Origin of the sequence: Thermosulfurimonas marina (assembly GCF_012317585.1) — a bacterium.
In the GTDB taxonomy this organism is placed as follows: Bacteria; Desulfobacterota; Thermodesulfobacteria; order Thermodesulfobacteriales; family Thermodesulfobacteriaceae; genus Thermosulfurimonas_A; species Thermosulfurimonas_A marina.
On record NZ_CP042909.1, the window covers coordinates 1,335,963 to 1,359,099 of the forward strand.

Genomic DNA, 23,137 nt, shown 5'->3' on the forward strand with positions numbered 1-23,137 from the left:
ATCAATCTCCAGGCCCCCAGACTATTTCGGCCCCGGCAAAGCGGATGGCCCTCAAAATAAGTTCCCGAAAGTCTAGGCCTGGGTTTTTTTCTTTTACGGCCAAGGCATACTGGAAGTTTCCTAAAGTGGGGGCGTTTAGGTAAAGGGAGCGCAGGCTTTCGATCAGTATCCTTGCCGAAACCGCAGTGGGGATAGTGACCTTTCCCCCGTGGGGAAGTTCCAAATTAAGGGTAATGGGCCGGGCCCCCTCAAGGAGGGTTCCGGGAATGAAAGGTTCAGTAAAGAGGTGGATTTCGGAAAATCCAGTCCTTCGGAGGGCGTAATAAAGTGTCCAGGGTTTCCAACGGGTGAGGTGATTAGGGGGGTAGTCGTTGCCCCACCATTTGTATTTTCTGTATCCGTAGCTCAAATTTTCAAACTTGTAAAAAGGGGGGCAGCTGAGGATGAGGATACCGTCCTTTTCCAGGAGTTCGTATATTCCGGAAAGAAAGGCCCGGGGGTCTTCCACATGTTCCAGGACCTCGAGAGCGGTTATCAACCGATAGGGACCCCGAAATTCGGGAGGCAATTCCTCAAAGGTTAAGGCTTGAGCCACCCGAAGTCCAAAGTGCTCCCGGGCGATTTTTACCGCCTCCTCCGAGGCCTCCATACCATACGCTTCAAAGCCGAACTTCTGGGTCATGAGGAGGAGGAACCCCGTGCCGCACCCCACATCCAGGTGTTTTCCCGGAGGGATTTCCCTGAAAAGGGGCTGGAGGACTTTAAGTCGGGGCACTTTTTCCCAGCGGGCAATCTCGTTTTCCGGATCTTTTTCCACCTTAAGATAGGATTCATAAGGTGTTTCACCGAAGTCTAGAAGATTCCCCGCTTTTCTCTGCGAGTAAATTCTTTCGTAATCCTCAGACCTCATAGGCCAGGCGAATTGCAGCCCGCAGGCCGGGCATTCGTAGATCGGAAAGCCGTTGAGGTGTTCAAAGAGAGAAAAAGGCCCCGGCCCTTCGCAGACCGGACATCTGGAGGGTTTTTGATAGTCCCCCTGAGCTAGGCTCCAGGCGTCCCGCAGGGCCTGAACGATGACCTCCGGGGGAAGACTCTCGAGGCAGGGGCTGTAATACTGGCCCTTTTTGAGGGCCTCGGAGCAGGGCTGACCGGTGGCGTGCTGGCCGCAGGGGGCCATGCAGGTCTCCCCGCGGTAGTGAGCCCGGGCTGGAACCACCGTAGGGTAAGTTCGGGAGGTGAACTCGGGATTAATAGGGCCGGAGACCAGCACCGTGGGCTTTTTGAGGCCGGCGGCGATGTGCAGGGTGGCGGTATCGGCGGTGATCACCGCGTCGGCCAGAGAGACTGCGGCCACGAGATAGCGCACATCTTTCATAAGAGAAGACAGATTGGCCGCCCGCACTCCATAGACATCCAGGGAGACCTCTACAGTGAGGTCTTCCTGGGGCAGGGAGCAGATCACGGGGACATACTCTTCGGCGGTGAGTTTTTCTATCTCGGCGAGAAGCTTCGGAGGGAGCGTGCGGTGGACGGAGCTGGCCAGGTAGTGGAAAAGGAGGACCTTTTTCCCGGGAGCCAGGCGCCGGATTTCCTCAAAGACCGGGCGTAGCTCCGCCAGGGGCTCCTCGTCCACCCGTACATCCGGGGTCTCGTCCTCGGCCCGGGGAAGGTAGAGCTTCCACAGAAAGTATTCCACCAGATTGAGCTGGTCGAACTGGGGTTTTCCCACCATCTCGATGCACTTGACCAGGTAGTCGGCCTTTTTTACCTTGGCATAGGGCACGGGCATGGGAAGGAGCTCATCGATGTAAGGAAGGCCTTCCAGCACCGGACGGGCCCTTCCGGAGACAGACACCCAGAGGCGCAGGTCGGGGAAACGGCGCTTGACCTCGCGCAGGGCCGGGGTCATGCAAAGGGCATCCCCGATGGCTGCCTGAGCCACCACCAGGAGGGTCTTCCCCCGCAGGTCCTCCCCCCGGTAAAAGGGCGGGAGTTCGGCCTTGACCGGGGCCAGAAGCTTCTGGTATTCCGGAGGGACCAGGGCGAAGACATCGTCGGCAAAAAGGAGTTTTTCTCCCTCCCGGAGCACCAGGTGGTAGTCGTTAAAGTCCATGGAAAAGGTAGCCGTGGCCTTCCTTACCTGCACCGCATCCTCCTTATAGGATCTCTCCTTAATTTATAGCAGGTTGCGTGCCGTTCTTTTAGCCCGGAGAAGAGGCGGAGGGACGGGCCTTTTAGGTCAACAAATTGACAGGAGTGCCATTTTATGGAGGTTAAAGTTTTCGAACCAGGGGCCGATAAGGATAGTAGAAAATGAAAATAAGGTCAAAGGAGGTTAGCCATGGCCCTGAGGATTAACTTCAACTACGAAAGCGCGGCTACACACACCGCGCTGAAGGCCAACGAGCGGCTCATGAATCAGTCGCTCCTGCGCCTTTCCACGGGATTGCGCATCCTTTCGGCGCAGGACGACGCGGCCGGCCTTTTCATCGCCGACCAGCTTTCGGTGGTGGGGGCCGGGCTCTACCAGGGCAACCAGAACATCCAGACGGGTCTTTCGGCCCTGCGCATTGCGGAAAACAGTGCGGGGCAGATCTTTTCCAAGCTTCAGGCCATCTACACCCGGGCCGAGAGCGCGGCCAACGACATCAACGACCCCAACGCCCGCTCCTCTCTCCAGCAGGAGATCACCAACTTCATTGACGCCATCAAGAAGATCGCCACGGATACGGAGTATAACGGGATTAAGCTTTTGGATGGGACCTTTAAGAACAAATATATCCACTACGGAGCCCGGAAGGACCAGGTGGTCACAGTGACCATAAGCGACCTGCGGGCCGAAAGCTTGGGGGCTTATACCCTTAGCGGAAGCGGAGCCGTTACTTCGAACACGGGGGCTCTTTCCAGCACTAACTTTACCGGAACAAATTTTACCGTGGACAGCGGGGATTCTTTCAGTGTGGCGGGCCAGACCGTTTTGAGCAACACGAGCTCCACGGCTTATCTGGTGGATGCAGCCTACATTGCCCATCAAATCAACACCAATAGTACCCTTCAGAATGCGGGAATCGAGGCCACGGCCACCAACAGCAGCACCGGAGATACTTACACCGGCCTGGTGACTAGTAGTGTTGCTACTAGTGGTTCAGGGACTTACAGCGATTCAATTACCGTGGATCTCAAATTCTTTGTTGGAGATCAAAATGATCTCCGGTCTGTTTCCTCACCCACCTTCTCCCTTACCGGTCTTTCCCCCAATATCACCCTCGCGGACCTGGTCAATCAGATCAACAGTCAGGCCGCTGCAGTAGGTGCTCCTATTACCGCCAGTGCAGATAACGGGCACTTGGTCCTCAAGACCTCCCATGGAGAAACCATCGCTGTACAGGCCGAAGTAAATTGGTCCCTCTCAGCTTCCTCTGCTACTGGAACTTATTCTGCTACTCTTAACTATACGGTCAATTTGGATCAGATAATCGGCAGTGCTTCGAGCTTCTCTGGTACGGGTACTGTTTCTACAACCGCTACTTCCTCCACTTCCGGGACAGCCACCTACTCGGCTATTAAGGTGGGGGCCCTGAGCATTGCGGGTGTGGAAACCTTCCAGGTAAACTTCAACGGGGTCAGCGATACCACCGCCTCCGCGGCAGAAGGTCTGAATCTCGATGTTTCTTCCACCGCGGCTAGTGCTACCTTCAGTAACCTCTACACCATTGATGTCTCCACCAATGAGGGCGCGGAAGAGGCTCTCCTCATCGTGAAAAAGGCCATACAGCAGGTGGATAAGGCCCGCTCCCAGATCGGGGCGGTGATGAACAACCTCCAGTCCATTTACGATGCCCAGAAGACGGCCTACGACAACACCAAGGAGGCCGAAAACGTCATCCGGAACGTGGACTACGCCGAGGAGATGAGCCGCTTCACTACCTTCCAGATCCGGATGCAGAGCGGTATCGCCATGCTGGCCCAGGCCAACCAGCTGCCGCAGTTGGTGCTGCAGCTCCTCCGATAAACCGGGCCAAGGGGGCCCTCTCCGCAAGAGGGGGCCCCCTGGAAATAAGAGAAGGGGGCTAGACGATGAGGGTGGCTAATGAGATCCGGGTCCTTCTCCCCCAGAACGAGAAAGCCCACTCCTCTTCGGCCGAGCGGATTGCTCCGGAAGCGGCGCAGACGGCCTGGCTGACGAGCCCCAAAGGCCTTTCCCGGATCATTTCGGCCTATCAGAGGGAGGCCGAGGGCGAAAACCGGTCCCGCTCTCCCTCTCCGGAAGAACTCAAGCGCATCCTGGAGGAGCTTTCGCGGCGCCTGGATCCCTTCAGCAAGTACCTCAAGATTGAGATCGACCAGGATCTGGATATCCCGGTGGTCAAGATCGTGGACAAGGAGACCAACCAGGTCATCCGGCAGATACCTCCGGAATACCTGGTCAAGCTCTGGAAGAACCTGGAGCGGTTTCTCTCGGGGATCCTGGTGAACGAAAGGGTGTAGAAGAAAGGGGACGGGGGCTTGAGATGAGAGAAACCCTGGAGGGGGCTTGCCCCCTCCTTTTTATTTTGGGCTCGGGGATTAAAGTTTTTCCCGGAACTTCCGATTAAAAAAAGAGACCAGGGAAGCGGGGGCAAGATGGCCGGAGAAATCACCCTGAGCAACCTCACCGGGCAGTTCGACGCCGCGGCCTTCGTGGACCGCATCATGCAACTCAAGGCCCAGGCCCTGAAGCCCCTGGCCGACGAAGAGACCATCTATCAGGCCCAAAAGGAGGCCGTGGATGGTCTCCTTTCCGCGGTGGACTCCTTTGAGGGGAGCCTTGAGGGGGTGACCATACCCGATCTCTTTGCCGGACGGGAGGGGGTCTCCTCCGATCCGGATGTGGTGACCCTTTCGGTGACCGAGGAGGCCCCGGAGGTGTCCTTCGAGGTCACGGTCAACCGCCTGGCGGCCAAGGAGATGCGTCTTACCACCGCCGGGGTCTCCGACCTTTCCACTCCCCTTTCCGCGGCCACCTTCACCCTGCGCTACCACCTGAGCGACACCTCCTACGAGGACTACACCATCGATTTCGGCGGGGGGACGCTGGAGGATCTGGTGGCGGCCATTAATTCTGCTCAGAGCCGGGTTACGGCCAGCGTCTACTACGATGGATCCTCTTATCGGCTTCTTCTTTCCGAGACCGACGAAGGGGCCTCTACGGTGGAGACCGACACCGTGGGTGGAACTTACGCCATAGAGATCGCCTCCGGGAGTCTTCCCGCAGAGCTCGGGGCCCTGGATACCGCCGTGCTTCAGGAAGGCCGCAACGCCGAAATCCAGATCGGCTCCGGCTCCCCGGTCTATAGCCCCACCAACACCTTCACCAACCTCATGACCGGGGTGGATCTTACGGCCAAGGCCCCGGGCACGGCCCGGGTGGAGATCACCGAGGACTATGACCAGGTGACCTCTTTCCTCAACAATTTCGCCCAGAACTTCAACGCCCTCATGGACAAGATCCGGGAGGTCACGGATGTGGATAAGGGAATCCTCCTCGGGGAAGGCTTTGTGAATACCCTGGAGGGGACCCTTTTCGATCTCCTGGAACCCCTGCGGGAAAAGGGTCTGGTGACCTACGACCCGGACGCCGGGCACATTTCCGTAAACACCGAGACCCTCAATCGCCTCCTCGAGGAAGATCCCTCCGAGGTCCAAAGTGCCCTTTCCACCCTTACTCAGGGCTATACCCGCTATCTTTCTCAGGAGAGCACCTTTCTTCAGGGGCTTTCCAACGAGTATCAGGAGCACCTGGACGATCTCACCGAGCGGGCCCGGGAGATGGAAGAGCGCCTGGCCCAGGAAAGACAGGCCCTTCTTTATACCTATTCCAAGATCGAGGCCTTCATGAACCAGGCCCAGAACACCATCAAGCGGCTTCAGGACTATATCGTAACCCTTTCGGAAATGTACGGAGGGAAAAAATGATCAACCGTGAACGTTATCTGGAAAATCTGGTCTCTACGGCCAATACCCTGCGGCTGGTGATCCTTCTTTATGACAAGGCCGTGGCCAGCCTGAAGCTGGCGGCGGAGATTATGGAAAAGCCCGAGCCCTCCCCGGAAGAGATCAACCGCAAGTATGAGGCCCTGGGGCGGGCGGGGGAGATCCTGGCCGTGCTCGAGGGCACGCTGGATCTTGATCGCGGGGGCGAGATTGCCCGCAATCTCCGGGAGATCTACGAGGCCCTTTCGGCCGAACTCCTGCGGGTTACCGCCCAGGACGACCCGGAGACCGTGCGCCGGATGGTGAAGGTGCTCTCCGACCTGCGGGAGGCCTGGGCCGAGGCCGAGGTCAACCTGAAGAAAGAGGGGAAACTCGCCCCGGAAGGGCGGTCCGGTGGAAGATCTGCGGGCCTTACTGCTACGCTGTAAGGAGGACCTGGCCCGTCGGGACTTTGAGGCCCTTTCCCGGGATTTTGAAAGGGTCTCCCGCTTGCGCCCGGAGGAGCTTACCCTGGACGAGGCCTGGGAGGTCCTGACCCTCCTTGAGGAATTGGTGGCCGAGGCCGCGGCCTTGAAGGAGGCCTGTGCCCGGGGCCTTTCCGGGGTGGAGGAGATCCAAAGGACCCTGCGGCCCTTTCTCCACCAGCTCCGCTATCTCCTTCTGCGTTTCGGTTAGCCGGTTTAGAGGAAGTTCACCAGACTCAGGCCCATGGTCTGGGTGGCGGCCTTGAGGGCGGCTTCGTAGGCTGTGCGCCGGGCCGAAAGCCGGGTCACGGCCTCCAGATAGTCCACCTCTTCCACCTCGCCCAGGTTGCCAATGAGGGTGGTGTGGAGGTCCTGATAGAGTTGGTCTTTGAGATCCAGGTGGTTGAGGCGGGCCCCCAGGTCCGAACGCTCCTCAAGGATGTGGTTCAGGACCCGGTCCAGGCGCCCGATTTGGGTCTGAATGTCCTCCACCTCCTTGGCCGGGTCGGCCACATTGTTGTGGGCAAGGGTGTTTTTGAGGGCGATGAGGGCCCCGAAAAGATCCGAGGCCATGAGGGCCTCCTCCCCGTTGCGGGCCTCAAGGATGCGGGCCCCTTCGGCGTAGCCGGTGTAAAGGTTCTCCTGGCCCCCGTGATAGACCACCCTTTCCACCACCTGGCCGTCCGGAAGGGTCTCCTTTTCCAGCATGAAGGGTTTTTCGCCCTCGGCGTAGCCTGTGGGACGGTTTCCGGCAAAGACGTAGCGGTCTCCGTGCTGGGTGTTGGCCAGGGCCAGGGCCTCCTCAAGGAGTCCCTCGAGTTCCCGGGCGATGGCCTGACGGGTGGAGGGGTTCTGGATGTCGTTGGCCCCCTGGATGGCCAGGGTCTTGGCCCTTTCGAGGAGTTTTTTGAAACCCTCAAGGGCCCCTTCGGTGGTCTTGAGAAAGCTCCGGGTCTCCCGGATGGATTCCCGGTAGCGGTCGATGTCCGCCAGGGCCCGGCGATAACCCAGGGCGTAGTTGAGTTCGATGGGGGCCTCGGAAGGGAGTTGATATTTCTTGCCGGTGGCGATCTGGGTCTGATAGCGGTAAAGGGAATCGGTGAGCTTTTCGAGATCCGAAAGGAGCCCCCCGTAAAGGGTGCGCAGGCTAAGACGCATGGGGCATCACCTCCTAACGTTTGGCCTCGATCAGGGTGTGAAGCATCTCATCCGAGGCCGTAAGGACCTTGGCCGCCGCGGCGAAGGCCTGCTGGTACTTCATGAGGTTGGCCATCTCCTCGTCCAGCGAGACCGCGGAGACCGAATCCCGCAGGAGCTGGAGCTGTTTGAGGAGGTCTTCGAGAAAGCTCTTGGATTCCGAGACCCGCTTTCCGGCCACCCCCACCTCGGCCACCACCGAGGCGTAGTAGTCCGGAAGGCTGGCCTCCCCCAGGTAGTCCAGCCGGCGCTGAGAGAGATCGGCCAGTCGCAGGGCGTTGCGGTTGTCTCCGGGCTGGAGATCGAAACCCTGAAGGGCGTTCAAAAGCCCTCCGGCCGGAGCGAGGCGCCGCTGCCCGAGATAAGCCACGGGGTTTCCTTCTTCGGAGGTAAGATCCGAGGTGAGGCTGAAGCGCAGAAGGTCCGGGGCCCCGTCTCCGTCCTGATCGGGATCCTTGATGGTTAGATAAAAGCGGCCGGAGTCATCAAGGCCTGCGGAAAAGTCGGAAACCCCGTCTCCATCGGCGTCAAGTGCGTTTAGGGCTGCGAGCAAATCGTTGAGGGTGTCTCCGGCATTGAGGTTAATGGTCTGGGTGGTCAGGACCGTGCCGTCGGCCCGACGATAGGTCACGGTGAGGGTCTGCGTGTCGAAGGTGTCCGTTCCCGAGACCGGAAGATCGGTGATAAAGAAGAAGGTTCCGGACTCCGGATCGTAGCGGTCAGAGGAGATTTCTGTCGCAAAGGCCTGGGGCCCAGCCTCGGTGAGGACGAAACTTGCGGTATCGTAAAGTCCGGTAGTCTTTACCAGAAGGCGTCCGTTGGTGTCGATCTCCGCAGAAAGGCCGTATTTCTGGTTTTCAACGGCATTGTACTTCTTGACCAGCTGGATCAGGCCCTGGTCGGTGGTGAGTTCCACCCGAAAGGGATCCACCACGGCGTTATGAGGATCGGTATCCAGGGGATTTCCGATCTTATCGTAGAGCCAATTTTCCAGAGTCCCCGCGGTGAAGGTCAGTTCGTAGGGGCTACCCCCGTCGTCAAGAGAGATCCGCCCCCAGGAGCGCGCTTTATCGTCTTCCTCCAGAACGAAATAGGCCGTACCCGTCGGGGGATTTTCCAGGGCGATAACCAGCTTTCCGTTATCGGTGTAGGCTTTTAACTTGGAGGAGCCGTCGAGAGCGGTCACCAGATCTTCCAAGTCTATTCGACCGTTTCCGTTGGTATCCGTGGGGATGAAGCTCTGGCTCCCTAAGGGATTCCCCTCGGGGTCGAAAAAGCGCACGGTGAGGGTCCCGGAGAAGGTAAGGGCGGTGGGATCGCGTCCTCCCAGATCGGCCACATACTGGGTGGGTTTCACCAGCGGCTCAAGTCCAGAGAAGATCTGGCTCCCCTTTTTTACGTACTGCGGGGCCCAGAGGCCATGGTCCCGCAGGTAGGCCAGAAAGGTCCCCTGCGTTTGGGGATCGGTCACCCCCAGCTCGAAATGGGCGTAAGGTTTGGAGGTGTTGGGATCGATCGCTAGGACCAGATGGCCTGAGCCGTCAATATAGGCCCGCAGACCCTCGAGCTGATCAAGCTTGGAGATTACCTCCCCCAGGGTGTCGCTAGAGGTCACGGTCACCGACTGCTCCTCCACCATCTGTCCCCGGCGGTCGTAAAACCGCACGTAAAGCTCGTAGTCCGCGGAATCCCCCACCGGATCCGCAGCGGAGACCGCATCCCGACTGCGATAGGTCCGGAAAAGATCCGGGGCGCTGCGCCAGGCCTCTCGATCCAGCCGGGCCGCGGCCACATACTCCGGGTGGACCGAAAGGAGGGGATGGACCTCAATACTTGCCGCATCCAGCCCGGAAAAGAAGGTATTGATCCCGGCGGAGACCAGGATACCCGAGGTGTCGTTGGAGAAGGCAAAGGACCAGCCCTCGGCGGACCGAAAGACCAGTCGGCCCTCGCGCACCAGGGCCCGGACGCTGCTTGCCGTATCAAAGCCCCGGGCTTGAAGGGCCTGATTTATGGTCTCGGCTACCTCCTCCAGGGTGGCGTCTGCGGTAAGATTGAATTCCACCCTCACCGGGGTGATTTTCCCCTCGGGGTCCTTTACCCAAAGGAAAAGGCTCCCCGTGCGGTTGAGGTCGCGGAAAAAGGGGAGATTCTTGAGGTAGCGGTCGGTCTGATAAAGCCCTTCAAGCTCTCCGGAGAAAAATTTGAGGCCCACTCCCTGGGAGTGGATCTGATTCATGGTGCGGATTAGCTCTTCGGCAAAGAGGGAGAGTTTCCCCACCAAATTGAGTTCCTCTACCCGATAATTCTGCGTGGGGTCGTCAAAGCGCCCGAAATCGAGGGCGCTCTGCGTAAATTGAAAGGAAAGTTCCCCGGGCCCCCGGTACTGATCGATGAGGACCAGGCGGCCGTCTTCGATCTGGGCCGTGACCGTGAAGCCGAAGGTGCGTTCGATCTCGTCCAGGAGATTCCGGATGTTCTGGGTGGTGGGGTCGGTGACCTGGAAGACCCCGCTTACCTGGTTTCCGAAATGGTCCCGGCCCTGGAAGCGAAATTCCGTGCCCGTGGGAATATTGAGATCCCCGAAGGTGGTGTCCTCCGTAAGGGGTTTTCCGTCGGGGCGAATTACCGTGCGGGTCCCGGAGACATATTCGTGGTTCCATTCGTCGGAGATTTGTTCTATCAGGCGCAGCCAGCCCCCGAGCTCCCCTCCGGCCACCTCCTGCCCGGTAAGGCGGGCCCGCTCTCCCTGGTGTCCCACCCAGTAGACCCGGGTGCCGGCCAACTCGAGCTCCCAGGCCCGGTCCACGTCCACCAGGTTGAACCCCCGCCCCAGGACCACGTTGTAGGCCCCGTCCTTGTTTTCGAAGTAGCGGATAGGGGCCAGCTTGGAGAGTTCGGCAATGAGGCGGTCGCGCTGGTCCCGGAGGTCGTTGGCCTTAAAGCCCCCGGTCTCCGTGGCCGTGATCTGGAGGTTGAGTTCGGCGATCTCCCGGGCCAGGTCGTTGATGCGGTCCACCACCCCTTTGAGCTTGAGGGCGATGTTGCTTTCAAGGTCCCGTAAAGCCTGAAACTTGGTGCGCAGGTTTTCGGCGAGCAACTTCCCCTTTTCCACCACCAAGCGCCTTTCCGAAAAACCTTCGGCCCGGTTGGAGAGGGTCTGCCAGGCGGAAAAGAAGTCGTTGAGAAGGCGTGAAAGGCCAGTGTCCTGGGTTTCGTTGAAGATATTTTCCACCAGCTTGAGTCCGGTCTCCTCCGCGGAAAAGAGTCCCAGTTCCGAGCGTTTGAGGTTGAGACTGGCCTCAAGGAAGGCGTCAAAATAGCGCTTGATTTCCTCAATTTTGACCCCGCTTCCTATGGGACCCACCGGCGAGGGAGAGGGGGGAAAGGGGGAGAGGATGGCCCTCTGGCGGCTGTAGCCCTCGGTGTCCACGTTGGCCACATTATGACTGGTTACATGGACCTGGGTCTGGAAGGCCAGAAGGGCGTTTTTGGCGATGTTGAGGGCGCTGGAGATTCCGGCCACCGATCAGGCCTCCCGGGAGATTAAACGGGCCCCCTCCGGGGCCTCCCCTCCGTAGGTGGTCTCCGGACGCATGGCCCGGGAAAGGATATGAAAGGCCTCCTCCACAAAGGAAAGCCCGGCCTCGATCAGGGCCTTGTTGCGCTCGTTGAGCCGCAGGACCTCCTCAAGAAGCTCCCGGTCTTCCTCGGAAAGACCCTCTTCGCGGATCTTTTCCACCAGACGGGCCTTGTAGGAGGCGGTCTTGAGGACGCTTTCAATGGCTCCCTTGAGCAGGGCCTCCCGCTCCTCCTCGAGCGCCTTTTTGAGCTCCAGCAGGTTCTTTTTAGCCATTTCTCCTACCTCCTTTTTCGGTAGAAATTTGGGAATCCTTTAGGGTCTGGGGCAGACTCTGGGAGAGCCTTCGGTAGAGGAGTTCGGAAAGACCCAGCCCCTTTCCCGAAAGCTCCCGGGCCAGCTCCTGATAGTAGAGGTCCCGGTAAAGACGGGTCTCCAGGGACTCGGGGAAAAGGCCGCTGCGTAGGACCGTGCGGTCAAGGCCCCGTAGGACGGTCTCCAGAAAGACGGCCTCGAATTCGCGGCAGGCCTCCCGCAGGGCCCGGCGGGGGTCCTTGTGGGCCAGGGCCTCCAGCCGGTAAAGATCCGTGAATCCGCTTCCCCGAACCTTCATCTCCACCCCCTCACAGGATCACCAGTTCGGCCTGCAGGGCTCCGGCGGCCTTGATGGCCTGGAGCACGGCGATGAGGTCCCGCGGAGTGGCCCCCACGGCGTTAAGGGCCCTCACCAGCTCCCCGATACTGGCTCCCTCCTCCAGCACCACGATGCGGGCCTTTTCCTCCTTGGCCCGAATCTCCGTGCGCGGCACCACCACGGTCTCCCCTCCGGCGAAGGGCTGGGGCTGAACTACCTGAGGCCTTTCGGTGATCTCCACGGAGAGATTGCCGTGGGCTATGGCCACCCGGGAGATGCGCACGTTTTCTCCCATGACCACCGTGCCGGTGCGCTCGTCGATGACCACCCGGGCCGGGACATCGGGCTCGATCTCCAGCTCTCCCACCCGGGCCAGGAGCTCCACGGCCCGGCCCTGATAGCTCTTGGGGACTACCAGTTTGAGGGTGCGGCCGTCCAGGGCCTGGGCGTAAGGCCCGTGGAGGGCGGCGTTAATGGCCTCCACGGCCCGGGCCACGGTGGTAAAGTCCGTCTCCCGGAAGGAAAGCAGGAGATGGTCCCGGCCGTTGAGGTCCACGGGTACGGCCCGCTCCACCACCGCTCCTCCCGGCACCCGGCCCACGGTGGGATGATTGACCTGCACCGCGGCCCCGGCCCCGGCGGCCCCGAAGCCCCCGATGGAGACCGGTCCCTGGGCCAGGGCGTAAACCTTTCCGTCCGGCCCCTGGAGGGGCGTAAGGAGGAGGGTCCCCCCCTGGAGGCTCTTGGCGTCCCCGATGGAAGAGACCAGGACATCCAGACGCTGTCCGGGCTTAACAAAGGGCGGAAGCTCGGCGGTCACCATGACCGCGGCCACGTTCTTGAGTTTGACCTGGGCCCGGGGCACTTGGATGCCAAAGCGCTGGAGCATGTTGACCACGGACTGCACGGTGAACTTGGTCTGGTCGCCGTCTCCGGTGCCCTTGAGGCCCACCACCAGCCCGTAACCCACAAGCTGGTTGGCCCTTACGCCCTCCACGCTTACCAGATCCTTGAGACGGGCGGCCTTTAAGCCCCCGGAAAGGAAAAGGAGGAGGATCAGGATCGCCGCCGTGCGTTTCATGCCTCCCTCCTCAGAAGAGCCAGATCCAGTGGAGGATTTGGGCCACCCAGCCCGGCCCCCGAATGATCTCCTTGTTGGGGCCGCGGCCGCTGTACTCCAGGGTCACGTCCGAGAGCTGGGTGGAGAGCACGGTGTTGTCCGTATCTATGTCCTCCGGGCGCACGATTCCTGTAAGGACGATGTATTCCAGGTCCGCGTCCTGTTTGACCACCCGCTTGGCCTGCACCACCAGGTTCCCGTTGGGAAGGACCTTCACCACCCGGGCGGTGATGGTGGCCTTGATGTCCGTCTTGCGGCTCTGCTGGCTCTGGGCGTTGAGATTGTATTGGTAGGAGGAATCGAACATCTGGCTTGCCGAAAAGCGGGGGTTGTGTTCCTCGGCGTATTTTTCAAAGCCCAGGAGTTTCCCGATCCCGGCCTTGAGGCCGCTGGAACGGGCCCCCTGATTGGCCACCTGTTGGCTGCTCTGATAGGCTTCTACGATCTTGATGGTCACCAGGTCTCCCACCCGCCGGGCCCGATGATCCTCAAAGAAATAGACGCCTCCGCCAGAAAAGAGCGAGCCCTCCGAAAGGGGCTTGGTGGGGCCGCTGGCCACCTCTTTGATCTCCGGCGGCGGAGGAGGTACGATGGCCTCGGGCTGCCGATAGGCGCAGGCCGAAAGCAGGACCAGAAGGCCGAGCGGAAGCACCCACCGCATCAGAAGGTCACCTCCACCACCCCCGGGCCCGTGACCCGGGCATAGATTTCCTTTTTGCTCGAAAGATTGCGCACCCGGATGATCTCTCCGGGGCGGCCGTCCTGTCGGGCCTGGCCCCGGGCGGTGACCGTAAGATGGGCACTGCGGGCCACGATGCGCACGATCTGGTTGCGGTGCACCAGGGCCGGAGCCCTTATCTGGGAGCGGCGCAGGACGCGCCCTGCGGGAAGGCCCACCCGGAGCTCCTTCCCCACGGCCTCTTTTAGGTCAAAGAGGGCGTCCTGGGGGAGTCGGGTAAGGGGGCGCCTTTCCAGGGTCAGATCCGTGGCCGAAAGTACGGCTCCCCGCGGAAGGGGCCTTTTGAGGACGGCCACCGGCACCCACACCTCCACGAACCCCAGGACCCGCACCCGGGCTAGGAGACGCCCTTTAAGCAGATAGTCCACCAGGAGGGTGTTGGAGCCCGGATGAGGGGCCCCGGAGATCCGCACCCGCTCCACCGCCCCCTCCGGGACCTCGAGGGGCAGGGGCTCGGCGGAAAAGCGGGTGATTTCCACCGCTTCCTCCGGCCAGGGAAGCGTCGAGACTATCTCTTTTCGGAAGACCTCCCGCAGGTGCTCCTCGGTGATGGTTCGGGCCCGGGCCAGGCTCCCGGTCCAGAAGAGGGCCAGAAAGGTCCAGAGGAAAAGGAGTCCTAAGAAGGCAAGGATCTCCAGCCATTCTTTAACGTCCCTAGGCCCGCCCATAAGCCTACCTCTTGAGGTTGTTGGCTAGCTCCAGCATTTGGTCCGCGGTGAGAATCCCCTTGGAATTGGCCTCGTAGGCCCGCTGGGTAATGATCATCTTGACCATCTCCTCCACCACGTCCACATTGGACATCTCGAGATACCCCTGAGCGATGGTCCCCAGGCCCTGACTTCCGGGATTACCCTCGATGGGGTCGCCGGCGGCATCCGTGGCCCGGTAGAGATTACGTCCGATGGCGTCGAGCCCCGCGGGGTTGGGAAAGTCGTAGATGAGAAGCTGGGTCTGGGCCAGGACGTTCCCGTTGGCGTCCAGGGCGGAGATCATCCCGTCCGGGGTAACCTCGATGCGCACCGTCCCGGTGGGAACCACGAATTCCGGCTGCAGCCGCGCCCCGTTGGCGGTGACGATATAGCCGTCGCGATCGATCTTGAAGTTCCCCGCCCGGGTGTAAAGTTCCTCCCCGTTTACCAGGACCTTGAAGAACCCCCGGCCCTCAATGGCCCAGTCCAGCTCCTGGTTAGTCTGCTGGTACTCCCCCTGGGTGAAGAGCTTGTGGATGGCCACCGGACGCACCCCCAGACCGATCTCCATGCCCACCGGCACCTGGGTGCCCTCCGCGGTCTGGGCCCCGGCCATCTTGAGCTTCTGATAAAAGAGGTCCTCGAAGTCCACCCGCGACTTCTTAAACCCCGGGGTGTTCACGTTGGCCAGATTGTTGGCGATGGTGTCCAGTTGTAACTGCTGGCCCTGCATGCCCGTGGCTGCACTCCAGAGTCCTCGGATCATTTTTCCCTCCTTTAGACCCTTCCGGTGGTCTCGATGAGGCGGCCCGTGGCCTCGTCCGCGCTGCGGATGGCCTTCTGCACCGCCTCAAATTCCCGATGGATCTCGATGAGGTGCACCACTTCCGTCAGGGGATTGACATTGGAGCCCTCCAGATAACCCTGGCGAACCTGGAAATTTTCCGCCGGCCGTTCCTGGGCCCCTTCGGCCCGGAAGAGGTTCTGTCCCACCTTTTTAAGCTTGGAGAGGTCGTCGAAGGTCACCACGTCTAGGCGGGCCACGGTGGTTCCGTCTACGGAGATGGTCCCGTCGTCGTGAATGAGGATGCGCTCCCGGGGAAGGGTGATGAGCCCTCCCCGGGCCAGACCGGGGTCCAGGATCACCGGGGCCCCGTCGGCCAGGACCGGCCAGCCCTGAGGAGTCACCAGGCGGCCCTCCCGGTCCAGGGTGAAGTTCCCGGCCCGGGTGTAGGCCACCCCCTCCGGGGTGAGGACCTTGAAAAAACCCTCTCCCACCAGGGCCAGATCCAGGGGGTTTCCGGTGGGCCGGATCTCCCCCTGCTCGAAATCCGTGTACTGGCGGATCTCCTTGAAGATGCGCCGGTAGTTGGGCCCGATCTTGGGCAGGAGATATTCCCGGAAGGAGAGCCGGTCGCGCTTGTAGCCCGGGGTGTCCACGTTGGCCAGGTTGTGGGTGGTCACTGCAAGACGTCTCTCCAGAAGTTGCCCGGCCTCCAGGGCCTCGAGCACTCCCAGCTGCGGATTGACCTTGATTCCCGCCATAGCACCGGAAGTAAATGCAAGCCCCATGCCACCCTGAAGAGGCCTTGAGAAGGGGAAAAAAGAGGCCCCCTCCTTCGGAGAGGGAGGGGGGTGGGAAAGATCTTTCCCGCCGGGGGCGGAAAATTTTTCCTACTTACCGAAGGGGAGCCACTTCTGGAGTTGCTCTTGGACCTTCTCTTTGATGGTTCTTTCCACCGCGCGGGAGCGGAGTATTACCCGGGGCTTGCGGTAGGGCCCTTTGAGTTCCAGAGTGAGCTCCACCTCGCCCTTTTCGTTTACCAGGTGTCGGGCCGGGGGCCACTTTCCCGTCAATTTTTTGGAAAGTTCGGGGGAAAAGACCAGATCCACGGGAAGATCCAGTATCCCGTCCAGGGTGACCACCCCCTGGGCGATGCGGGCCGAAAGCGTCTTTCCAGAAAGGGCCGCGGAAAGGGTGGCCCTCCTCTGGGCGATCTGGAATATTCCGGAGGCCCGGTCAAAAAGAAGAGTGGAGAGTTCCGGAAGGCCGAGAAGGGAGGCCAGTTTCCGGGTGGCCGGAAGATCGGAAAGCTCTAGGGGTGCGAGGCGAAAGACCCCGGAGCCCGAAAGGGTATCCATCATCTTTGCCAAACTCAGGCCGGAGGCGGTGAAATTGCCGTCATAGGAGGCCCGACCCCGGAGGCGCCCGGGAAGATCCGGCCAGAGGCCACTCAAAAGTTCGGCGATTTCCACCCCCTCCCCGGTCTCCCGGACCTTCCAGTGTGGGGGGTGCGAGAGGAGTTCGGCCTCGATCCGGTCCTTTACCTTTCCGCGGGCCACCTCACAGGTGAGCTCGGAGGTGAGGTGTCCCTTTGCGTAAGAGGCTTTGAGGGCCAGGGCCGAGACGGCAAGCTTGCGGTAAAGGATCTTTTTGATGTTCACCCGGGCTTGAGCCCGCCGGAAGGGGAGGGCGGGGAGCTTGACTTCCTTTTCAGCCCCCCTTCTTTTCACCCCCGAAGAAGGCGAGGGTTTTTCCCCGGCCTGAGGGCCCTCTTTGAGGAAAGGATTGAGGTCCAGGGTCTCTCCGGAAAGGGAAAGAAAGAGGTCCGGGGCAGAGGTCCAGTGCGCTACCCGGGCTTCGGCCTGCCAGGGAGAGTCGAAGACCCTGAAGGAAAGTCGGGCTCGGGCCTCGGCCTCGGTAAGGGAGGCCGCAAGCTGGAAGGGGATCTTGAGGGAGGGAAGCTCCCCCAGCTGATCCTCAAAGACCAGAAGTCCTTCTTTGATTTCGAACTTGGGGACCACCAGAAGAAAGGGCGCTCCGCCCTGGGCCGAGGGCTTTTCTGCCGAGGGCTTCTTCGCAGAGGGCTTGGGGGGGCCCAGGCTCTCCCAATTGAAATGCCCCTTGCGGTCCCGCACCAGGTGCAGATAGGGACCGGAGATCTCCGCCCGGGTAAGGACTACCTTTTTCTGGAGAAGGGGCCAGAGGGCAAACTTCACCCGGAGCCCTTTCACCCGCACGAAGTCGGTCTTCCCGTCGGCCTCCTTTACGGAAAGGCCCTCCAGGCGAATCCCTTTGAAAAGCCCCACCTCCACCCGGGCTAGCTCCACCTTCCGTCCCAGGGCCTTTTCGACCCTTTCCACCACCAGGGGACGAATCCTTTCCGGCTTGAGATAGGCCCTTACCAGAAGGGAAAGGGCCACCACCGCCAGGACCAGAAGGATACCCACCCCGATGAGGATCTTATAGATAAGGCGCATGGTCTCCTCCTCAATAGGTCTTTTTCAGGAAAAGGATAGCCGAACCGATCGGCCCTGTCCAAAGGAGGAAAAGGGCCAGCCCTACGGGAAGGTGTCCCCCCAGGGCCAGGACCCTGAGAAGGACCACCAGGCCGTAGAAGAAGGCCGTAAGGAGGAGGCCCACCGAAAGGCCCTTGGCCAGGGCCCGTTTGCCCCGGAAGGTGAGAAAGGCGAGAAGGGCCGGGGCCGCAAGGAGCGGACTCAGGAAGGGGTAAAGGAAGCGGTAAAGGATCTCCGTGAGCGGGGCCACCGGAGAGAATCCCGAGGCCTCAAGAAACCGATAACGGGCGAGCAGTTCCCGTAGACTCAAGGCCTTAAGCGGCCTTTTCACCGAAAGGAGGATTTCCGGAGAAAACCCCAGATCAAAACCCCGATTTTCCATCCTTTGAGGGGCAAAATCTCCCTTTTTTTCCGCAAAAAGGGCGCCCTCTAGCCTCCACCAGGTTCCCTTAAGAAACCAGGCCCGGCGGGCGTAGAGGTAAGCCGCAGGCTCATCCCCCTTTTTTCGGATAAGGAGGAGGTCGGCCAGGAGTTCGCCCCCCGGCTCCAGAGGCCGGGCCCAGAGGAGGAAGTCCGGCCCGGAGAAAAAGAGCCGTCCCGAGGCCAGGAGGGTGGCCGGCTGGGCCCTTTTGATCCTCACCTCCCAGGTGTAAAGGGCCTGATAGGTGCTCCGCGGAAGGGTCAGGGCCAAAAGACCGGAAACCAGAAAGGAGAGGGCCAGCAGGGTCACCAGATAGGGTTTGACCAGGCGCCAGGGCGAAAAACCCAGGGCCCGCAGGGCCAGGAGTTCGTTTCCCCGGGAAAGGAAGGCCAGAGAGGCCAGGGCTGCCAGGGCCGCCGCGGCGGGCCAGACCTGAAAGAGGATCTCCGGAAGCCGATAGAGGAGATAAAGAAAGAAAAGCCCCGGAGGTCCGCCTGCGGAAAGAAGGTCCTCCAGTCTCTCAAAGAACTCCACCAGGAGATAGACCCCGGAGAGGGCCAGGAGAAAAAGCGGCAGGAAAAAGGCCAGAGGCCCAAGGAGATAGCGCTGGTAGAGCCTCACAGCCCCTCCCTCCGAAGACTAAAGCGCCAGAGGACCAGCCCGAGGGCCAGGAAAAGGGCCGGGGCCAGTCCCAGGGCCAGGGGCGGGGCCAGTTTCCCTTCCTCCGCCAGGGTGCTTCCCAGGGAAAAGAGGAGGTAATAGAAGAGATGGAGGAGGAGCCCCAGGATGAGGGCCGGGGCCCGCCCCGAGGCCTTGAGACTCAAGCCTAGAGGAAGCCCCAGAAAGGGAAGCACCAGGGCGGCCAGGGGGTAGAAAAACCTCTGGTAGAACTCCGCGAGATATTTCCGGCGCTTGTGGGGCGGAAGTTTGGAGGAGCGGGCCCGGGAAAGAAGCTCGAAAAGCCCCATCTCCCCTCGCTTAAGCTCCCGTTCCTCCGGGGGGCTCAAGGGAAAGCGATAACGGTAACTTTCAAAGTAGAGGTTTTCCACCCTTTGAAGATCGGAAGAAAAGAAGTGCCCCTCTCCCTTCTCCAGAAGGAGTTCTGCCCCTCCGGGAAAGAGGGTCAGCCGTCCCCTCCGAGCATAAAGAAAACCCTTCTTGCCTCCGGGGCCTTCCCGGAGGATGTAAACATCCTTCAGCCGAAAGCCCTCTTTGACCCTCCGGGCATAAAGCAGGGTGCCCGGGAACCAGTCCACCGGAGTCTTTTCCGGAAGCCCCCTTTCCAGGCGCTTGACCGCCAGTTGCCAGAGGGTATCCCGCATGCGGCGTTTGGCCTGGGGGACCAGAAGGAGGGTCAGAAGCAGGGCCAGGGCAAAGAGCCCCGCGGCGGTGAGGGCCACGGCCCTGGTCAGCCGTAAAGGAGAGATGCCCAGGGAGGCCAGGGCCAGGATCTCGCGATCGTGGGCCAGACGTATGAAGGCCAGAAGTACCCCGGCCAAGCCGGCCAGTGGCAGGGCAAAGGGCAAAAGAAAGAGGAGGAGGTAGCCGGAAAAGCGCAGAAGATCCGCAACCTGTCCTCCCCGGGCGAAGATCTCCGGGCCAAAATCCGCCATACGGGCCAGATAGAGGAGAAGGAGGCCCAGAGAAAGGACCCAGAGGAGGTTTGAAAGGATCTCCCGCAGGAGGTATCTTGTGAGCACGTCTGCATTTTAGCCCATGGGAGCCTTCACTGCCACGGAAATATCCGTCTTTTACCGCCTCTTTTCCTCGGTGGCCGAGGAGATGGGGGTGGTGCTCCAGCGCTCGGCCTTCTCTCCCAACATTAAAGAAAGGCGCGACTTCTCCTGCGCCCTTTTCGACAGCCAGGGGCGTCTTCTGGCTCAGGCGGCCCACATTCCGGTCCACCTGGGGGCCCTTCCGGACACGGTGGCTGCCGTCCTGGAAGAGCTGGATCTTCATCCGGGGGATGTGGTCCTTACTAATGATCCCTATCGCGGGGGGACCCATCTTCCGGACCTTACCCTAGTGGCCCCGGTCTTTGTGGGGGAAAGAAGGGCCTTTTTGCTGGCCGTGAGGGCCCATCACTCCGATGTGGGAGGGAAGTATCCCGGCTCCATGGGACTGGCTCGCCATATCGAGGAAGAGGGAATCCTTATTCCTCCGCGTAAATTGGTCTCTGAAGGCCGTTTCGACCGGGAATTCTGGGAGGACTTCCTTTCCCGGGTAAGGGGACGGGCCGAAAGGGAGGGGGACCTGCGGGCCCAGCTGGCGGCCCTTTCCCGGGGAGAGGCCCGCCTTCGGGAGTTGGTAAAGCGTTACGGGCTTTCCGTGCTCGAGGAAAAGGCCGCGGAGCTTCAGGCCTACTCCGAGGCCTATATGCGGGAGATTCTGCGCGAGATCCCTCAGGGGGAATACTTCTTTGAGGATTATCTGGACGATGACGGGCTTTCGGAAGAGCCGGTCCCCATCCGGGTGCGGCTTGTGGCCGAAGGAGACCGGGTGAGGGTGGACTTTCGCGGTTCGGCCCCGGAACTTCCTACCGGGCTCAACGCCGTGCGCTCCGTGACCCGGGCCGCCGTCTTTTACGTGTTTTTGTCGCTGGCCGGGGGATTGGTCCCACCTAATCAGGGGGCCTTTCGGCCTCTCAAGATCCTCACCGAGCCCCACACGGTAGTGGACGCCCGCTGGCCCGCTCCGGTGGCCGGAGGCAATGTGGAGACCTCGCAGCGCATTGTGGACGCTGTCCTTGGAGCCCTGGCCCAGGCCCTTCCGGAAAAGATCCCCGCCGCCTCCTGCGGATCCATGAACAATTTGGCCTTCGGAGGGAAGGATTTCGCCTACTACGAGACCATGGGAGGGGGTATGGGGGGACGGGCCGGGGCTCCAGGGCTTTCCGGAGTCCATACCCATATGACCAATACCCTGAACACCCCGGTGGAGGCCCTGGAGCTGGCCTATCCCGTAGTGGTGGAGCGCTACAGCCTGCGGGCCGGCTCCGGGGGCCGGGGGCGGTTTCGAGGGGGAGACGGTCTGGTGCGGCGTTTCCGGTTTCTGGCGCCGGTGACCGTAAGCCTCCTTACCGAAAGACGCCGCCTTTGTCCCTACGGGCTCTTCGGGGGAGAGCCCGGAAAGCGGGGGCTCAACTTGCTTTTCGACCGGGAGGGCCGCCGACGGTGTCTTCCGGGGAAGGGAGTCTGGGAAATCGGGGCCGGGGAGGTCCTGGAAATACGCACGCCTGGAGGTGGGGGCTACGGCAAACCCTGAGGCCCGGGCCGGGCTCTATATCCACATTCCCTTCTGCCGGGCCAAGTGTCCTTACTGCGACTTTTATTCGGTAACCCATCCCCTGGAGGAGGATTCCTTCCTTTCCGCCCTCCTTACCGAGGCCAAACTCTGGAGCGAGTTCTGGCCTCGGGACCTTCCTTTAGAGACCCTTTACGTAGGGGGCGGGACCCCTTCCCTTCTTTCCCCTCGGTTTTACGAAAGGTTGCTGGAGGGGCTCGCCGAGGCCCTTCCCCTGGCCCCGGAGGAACTTACCCTCGAGGCCAACCCTGAGGGTCTTGGCCTGGAATATCTTCGGGCCCTGCGGGGGATAGGTTTCAATCGTTTAAGTATAGGGGCCCAGAGCTTTTCCGAGAAGGGCCTTTCGGCCCTGGGCCGGAGGCACGGCCCGGAGGACACCCGACAGGCGGTGGAGGCCGCTCGTCGGGCCGGCTTTGAAAATCTCTCCCTGGACCTTATCTTTGGCTGGCCCGGCCAGAGCCTTTCCGACCTCCAGGAGGACCTTTCTGCGGCGCTGGCCCTCTCCCCGGAACATCTTTCCTGTTACGAACTCACCGTGGAAAAGGGCACCCCTTTCTACCGCCTCCTTCAGGAAGGGCGCCTTGCGCTTCCTTCCGAAGACCTCCTGGTGGCCATGCACGAGACGGTCCCGGAGGTGCTTGAAGCCCGAGGACTTAAACGCTACGAGATCTCCAATTACGCCCACCGGGGACGACTCTGCCGGCACAATCTACTCTACTGGCGCCTTAAGCCCTATCTGGGTCTGGGGCCGGCCGCGGCCTCTTTTTGGGAGAGAAAACGGCTGCGCAATCCGGAGGACCTGGAAGAATACCTCCGCGCCCTCCGGGAGGGAAGGCTTCCTACGGTGGTGGAAGAGGTCCTGGAGGGGGAGGAGGCCCTGAGGGAGGCCCTTTTCGTAGGACTCCGTCTCCTGGAAGGGGTGGACCTTGAGGAGCTTTCCCGGAGGTTCGGCCGAGACCCAGCCCGCCTTTTCGCCTCCGAGATCGCCCGCCTGAGGGATCTGGGATTGGTGACCCTGGAAAAAGGGCGCCTCAAATTGACTCCCAAAGGGGTGCTTCTGGCCAATCAGGTGCAGTTGCATTTTCTTTGAGGCAGGTATATATTCTTTCCCAAGAGCGGGCATAGCTCAGGGGTAGAGCATCAGCTTCCCAAGCTGAGGGTCGCGGGTTCGAATCCCGTTGCCCGCTCCAAATATAAATAGGGCCGTAAAAGTGGGCCTGAGCGCCCACTTTTTTGTTATGGGGCCATGGAAAGGGAAAGACTCATAAAGGAAGTGTGGGAGTTGGTGGAGCCGGTGGTGCTGGCCCGGGGGCTGGAGCTCGTGGAGGTGGAGTGGCAGCGCGAGCCCCGGGGCTGGGTCCTCCGGATCTACATTGACAAGCCCGGAGGGGTCACCCTGGGAGATTGCGTGAAGGTGAGCGAGGTGGTGGGAGATCTCCTGGATGCCCGGGATCTCATTCACCATTCCTACCACCTGGAGGTCTCCTCCCCGGGGCTGGAGCGTCCCTTGCGCAAGCGGGAGGATTTCGAGCGGTTTGCCGGGGATCGGGTGCGTATCGTCCTGCGGGAGCCCTTTTCGGGGCGCAGGACCTTTACCGGAATTCTCCGGGGCCTGGAGGGGGACCAGGTGGTGGTAGAGCTGGAGGAGGGCGAGGTGCGGTTGCCTTACGCAGGGATCAAGAAGGCGCATCTCAAGCCTGAAATATCCTTCTGAGGG

21 protein-coding genes and 1 tRNA gene are annotated in these 23,137 nt (G+C 61.0%); 9 read left to right on the forward strand and 13 right to left on the reverse strand.

What is annotated here, in order from left to right; genetic code table 11:
* Window position 1 precedes the first annotated feature (1 nt).
* Window positions 2-2,146, reverse strand: a complete 2,145-nt coding sequence (locus FVE67_RS07015) for a methyltransferase domain-containing protein (protein ID WP_246167864.1) — start codon at window positions 2,144-2,146, stop codon at window positions 2-4.
* A 195-nt stretch (window positions 2,147-2,341) separates the two neighbouring features.
* Between FVE67_RS07015 and FVE67_RS07020 the strand changes: the two genes are divergently transcribed.
* From FVE67_RS07020 to FVE67_RS07040, 5 genes are all read left to right on the forward strand, one after another.
* A complete protein-coding gene (locus FVE67_RS07020) occupies window positions 2,342-4,012 on the forward strand; it encodes a flagellin N-terminal helical domain-containing protein (RefSeq protein WP_168719904.1) in 1,671 nt (556 codons plus the stop codon).
* 65 nt (window positions 4,013-4,077) lie between these two features.
* A complete protein-coding gene (locus tag FVE67_RS07025) occupies window positions 4,078-4,488 on the forward strand; it encodes a flagellar protein FlaG (RefSeq protein ID WP_168719905.1) in 411 nt (136 codons plus the stop codon).
* A gap of 135 nt (window positions 4,489-4,623) precedes the next feature.
* Complete coding sequence (gene fliD / locus FVE67_RS07030) at window positions 4,624-5,955, forward strand: flagellar filament capping protein FliD (protein ID WP_168719906.1); 1,332 nt, start codon at window positions 4,624-4,626, stop codon at window positions 5,953-5,955.
* Complete coding sequence (locus FVE67_RS07035) at window positions 5,952-6,401, forward strand: flagellar export chaperone FliS (protein WP_168719907.1); 450 nt, start codon at window positions 5,952-5,954, stop codon at window positions 6,399-6,401. Before fliD ends, FVE67_RS07035 begins: the two co-directional genes overlap by 4 nt.
* Entirely contained in the window at window positions 6,367-6,648 is a 282-nt protein-coding gene (locus FVE67_RS07040; RefSeq protein ID WP_168719908.1) for a hypothetical protein, read from the forward strand. Before FVE67_RS07035 ends, FVE67_RS07040 begins: the two co-directional genes overlap by 35 nt.
* A 5-nt stretch (window positions 6,649-6,653) precedes the next feature.
* Here the strand turns inward: FVE67_RS07040 and FVE67_RS07045 are convergent, their stop codons facing one another.
* The 12 genes from FVE67_RS07045 to FVE67_RS07100 all read right to left on the reverse strand — a co-directional run bounded on the left by FVE67_RS07045 (window position 6,654) and on the right by FVE67_RS07100 (window position 19,817).
* Entirely contained in the window at window positions 6,654-7,595 is a 942-nt protein-coding gene (locus FVE67_RS07045; protein WP_168719909.1) for a flagellin N-terminal helical domain-containing protein, read from the reverse strand.
* A gap of 13 nt (window positions 7,596-7,608) precedes the next feature.
* Window positions 7,609-11,160, reverse strand: a complete 3,552-nt coding sequence (gene flgK / locus FVE67_RS07050; protein ID WP_168719910.1) for a flagellar hook-associated protein FlgK — start codon at window positions 11,158-11,160, stop codon at window positions 7,609-7,611.
* A gap of 3 nt (window positions 11,161-11,163) precedes the next feature.
* On the reverse strand, window positions 11,164-11,490 hold the full coding sequence (locus FVE67_RS07055) for a hypothetical protein (RefSeq protein ID WP_168719911.1): 327 nt from the start codon (window positions 11,488-11,490) through the stop codon (window positions 11,164-11,166).
* The gene (locus FVE67_RS07060; protein ID WP_168719912.1) at window positions 11,483-11,827 is read right to left on the reverse strand and encodes a rod-binding protein; all 345 of its coding nucleotides are present in this window, start codon (window positions 11,825-11,827) and stop codon (window positions 11,483-11,485) included. The genes FVE67_RS07055 and FVE67_RS07060 overlap by 8 nt, the downstream gene beginning before the upstream one ends.
* A gap of 10 nt (window positions 11,828-11,837) precedes the next feature.
* Entirely contained in the window at window positions 11,838-12,929 is a 1,092-nt protein-coding gene (locus FVE67_RS07065) for a flagellar basal body P-ring protein FlgI (RefSeq protein ID WP_168719913.1), read from the reverse strand.
* A 10-nt stretch (window positions 12,930-12,939) separates the two neighbouring features.
* On the reverse strand, window positions 12,940-13,629 hold the full coding sequence (locus tag FVE67_RS07070) for a flagellar basal body L-ring protein FlgH (RefSeq protein WP_168719914.1): 690 nt from the start codon (window positions 13,627-13,629) through the stop codon (window positions 12,940-12,942).
* Window positions 13,629-14,375, reverse strand: a complete 747-nt coding sequence (gene flgA / locus FVE67_RS07075) for a flagellar basal body P-ring formation chaperone FlgA (RefSeq protein ID WP_168719915.1) — start codon at window positions 14,373-14,375, stop codon at window positions 13,629-13,631. The genes FVE67_RS07070 and flgA overlap by 1 nt, the downstream gene beginning before the upstream one ends.
* A gap of 4 nt (window positions 14,376-14,379) precedes the next feature.
* Window positions 14,380-15,162 (reverse strand): flagellar basal-body rod protein FlgG, encoded by a 783-nt coding sequence (flgG, locus tag FVE67_RS07080; RefSeq protein ID WP_168719916.1) that lies wholly within the window; start codon window positions 15,160-15,162, stop codon window positions 14,380-14,382.
* A gap of 11 nt (window positions 15,163-15,173) precedes the next feature.
* Window positions 15,174-15,941, reverse strand: a complete 768-nt coding sequence (gene flgF, locus FVE67_RS07085; RefSeq protein WP_246167865.1) for a flagellar basal-body rod protein FlgF — start codon at window positions 15,939-15,941, stop codon at window positions 15,174-15,176.
* A gap of 129 nt (window positions 15,942-16,070) precedes the next feature.
* Window positions 16,071-17,657, reverse strand: coding sequence for an AsmA family protein (locus tag FVE67_RS07090; RefSeq protein ID WP_168719918.1), 1,587 nt, complete (start codon window positions 17,655-17,657; stop codon window positions 16,071-16,073).
* Window positions 17,658-17,667: 10 nt separating this feature from the next.
* On the reverse strand, window positions 17,668-18,738 hold the full coding sequence (locus tag FVE67_RS07095) for an LptF/LptG family permease (protein ID WP_168719919.1): 1,071 nt from the start codon (window positions 18,736-18,738) through the stop codon (window positions 17,668-17,670).
* Window positions 18,735-19,817 carry an LptF/LptG family permease gene (locus FVE67_RS07100; protein ID WP_168719920.1) on the reverse strand — a complete coding sequence of 361 codons (1,083 nt, stop codon included), beginning with the start codon at window positions 19,815-19,817 and terminating at the stop codon, window positions 18,735-18,737. The genes FVE67_RS07095 and FVE67_RS07100 overlap by 4 nt, the downstream gene beginning before the upstream one ends.
* Window positions 19,818-19,833: 16 nt before the next feature.
* Between FVE67_RS07100 and FVE67_RS07105 the strand changes: the two genes are divergently transcribed.
* From FVE67_RS07105 to FVE67_RS07120, 4 genes are all read left to right on the forward strand, one after another.
* Window positions 19,834-21,381, forward strand: coding sequence for a hydantoinase B/oxoprolinase family protein (locus FVE67_RS07105; protein ID WP_168719921.1), 1,548 nt, complete (start codon window positions 19,834-19,836; stop codon window positions 21,379-21,381).
* Window positions 21,359-22,510, forward strand: coding sequence for a radical SAM family heme chaperone HemW (hemW, locus tag FVE67_RS07110; protein ID WP_168719922.1), 1,152 nt, complete (start codon window positions 21,359-21,361; stop codon window positions 22,508-22,510). Before FVE67_RS07105 ends, hemW begins: the two co-directional genes overlap by 23 nt.
* A gap of 25 nt (window positions 22,511-22,535) precedes the next feature.
* Window positions 22,536-22,610 (forward strand) — tRNA-Gly (locus FVE67_RS07115).
* A gap of 56 nt (window positions 22,611-22,666) precedes the next feature.
* Window positions 22,667-23,134: a ribosome maturation factor RimP gene (locus FVE67_RS07120; protein ID WP_168719923.1), complete on the forward strand. Its 468-nt coding sequence runs from the start codon at window positions 22,667-22,669 to the stop codon at window positions 23,132-23,134.
* The last annotated feature ends 3 nt before the right edge of the window (window positions 23,135-23,137 follow it).

What these genes read in the sequence shown, in the direction of transcription:
- FVE67_RS07060 (WP_168719912.1), bottom strand. Translation starts at nt 11,827, where the DNA reads ATGAAGGTTCGGGGAAGCGGATTCACGGATCTTTACCGGCTGGAGGCC.
- FVE67_RS07055 (WP_168719911.1), bottom strand. Translation starts at nt 11,490, where the DNA reads ATGGCTAAAAAGAACCTGCTGGAGCTCAAAAAGGCGCTCGAGGAGGAG.
- flgG (WP_168719916.1), bottom strand. Translation starts at nt 15,162, where the DNA reads ATGATCCGAGGACTCTGGAGTGCAGCCACGGGCATGCAGGGCCAGCAG.
- FVE67_RS07120 (WP_168719923.1), top strand. Translation starts at nt 22,667, where the DNA reads ATGGAAAGGGAAAGACTCATAAAGGAAGTGTGGGAGTTGGTGGAGCCG.
- fliD (WP_168719906.1), top strand. Translation starts at nt 4,624, where the DNA reads ATGGCCGGAGAAATCACCCTGAGCAACCTCACCGGGCAGTTCGACGCC.
- FVE67_RS07070 (WP_168719914.1), bottom strand. Translation starts at nt 13,629, where the DNA reads ATGCGGTGGGTGCTTCCGCTCGGCCTTCTGGTCCTGCTTTCGGCCTGC.
- FVE67_RS07065 (WP_168719913.1), bottom strand. Translation starts at nt 12,929, where the DNA reads ATGAAACGCACGGCGGCGATCCTGATCCTCCTCCTTTTCCTTTCCGGG.
- FVE67_RS07020 (WP_168719904.1), top strand. Translation starts at nt 2,342, where the DNA reads ATGGCCCTGAGGATTAACTTCAACTACGAAAGCGCGGCTACACACACC.
- flgF (WP_246167865.1), bottom strand. Translation starts at nt 15,941, where the DNA reads ATGGCGGGAATCAAGGTCAATCCGCAGCTGGGAGTGCTCGAGGCCCTG.
- FVE67_RS07105 (WP_168719921.1), top strand. Translation starts at nt 19,834, where the DNA reads ATGGGAGCCTTCACTGCCACGGAAATATCCGTCTTTTACCGCCTCTTT.
- FVE67_RS07045 (WP_168719909.1), bottom strand. Translation starts at nt 7,595, where the DNA reads ATGCGTCTTAGCCTGCGCACCCTTTACGGGGGGCTCCTTTCGGATCTC.
- FVE67_RS07090 (WP_168719918.1), bottom strand. Translation starts at nt 17,657, where the DNA reads ATGCGCCTTATCTATAAGATCCTCATCGGGGTGGGTATCCTTCTGGTC.
- FVE67_RS07025 (WP_168719905.1), top strand. Translation starts at nt 4,078, where the DNA reads ATGAGGGTGGCTAATGAGATCCGGGTCCTTCTCCCCCAGAACGAGAAA.
- flgA (WP_168719915.1), bottom strand. Translation starts at nt 14,375, where the DNA reads ATGGGCGGGCCTAGGGACGTTAAAGAATGGCTGGAGATCCTTGCCTTC.
- FVE67_RS07035 (WP_168719907.1), top strand. Translation starts at nt 5,952, where the DNA reads ATGATCAACCGTGAACGTTATCTGGAAAATCTGGTCTCTACGGCCAAT.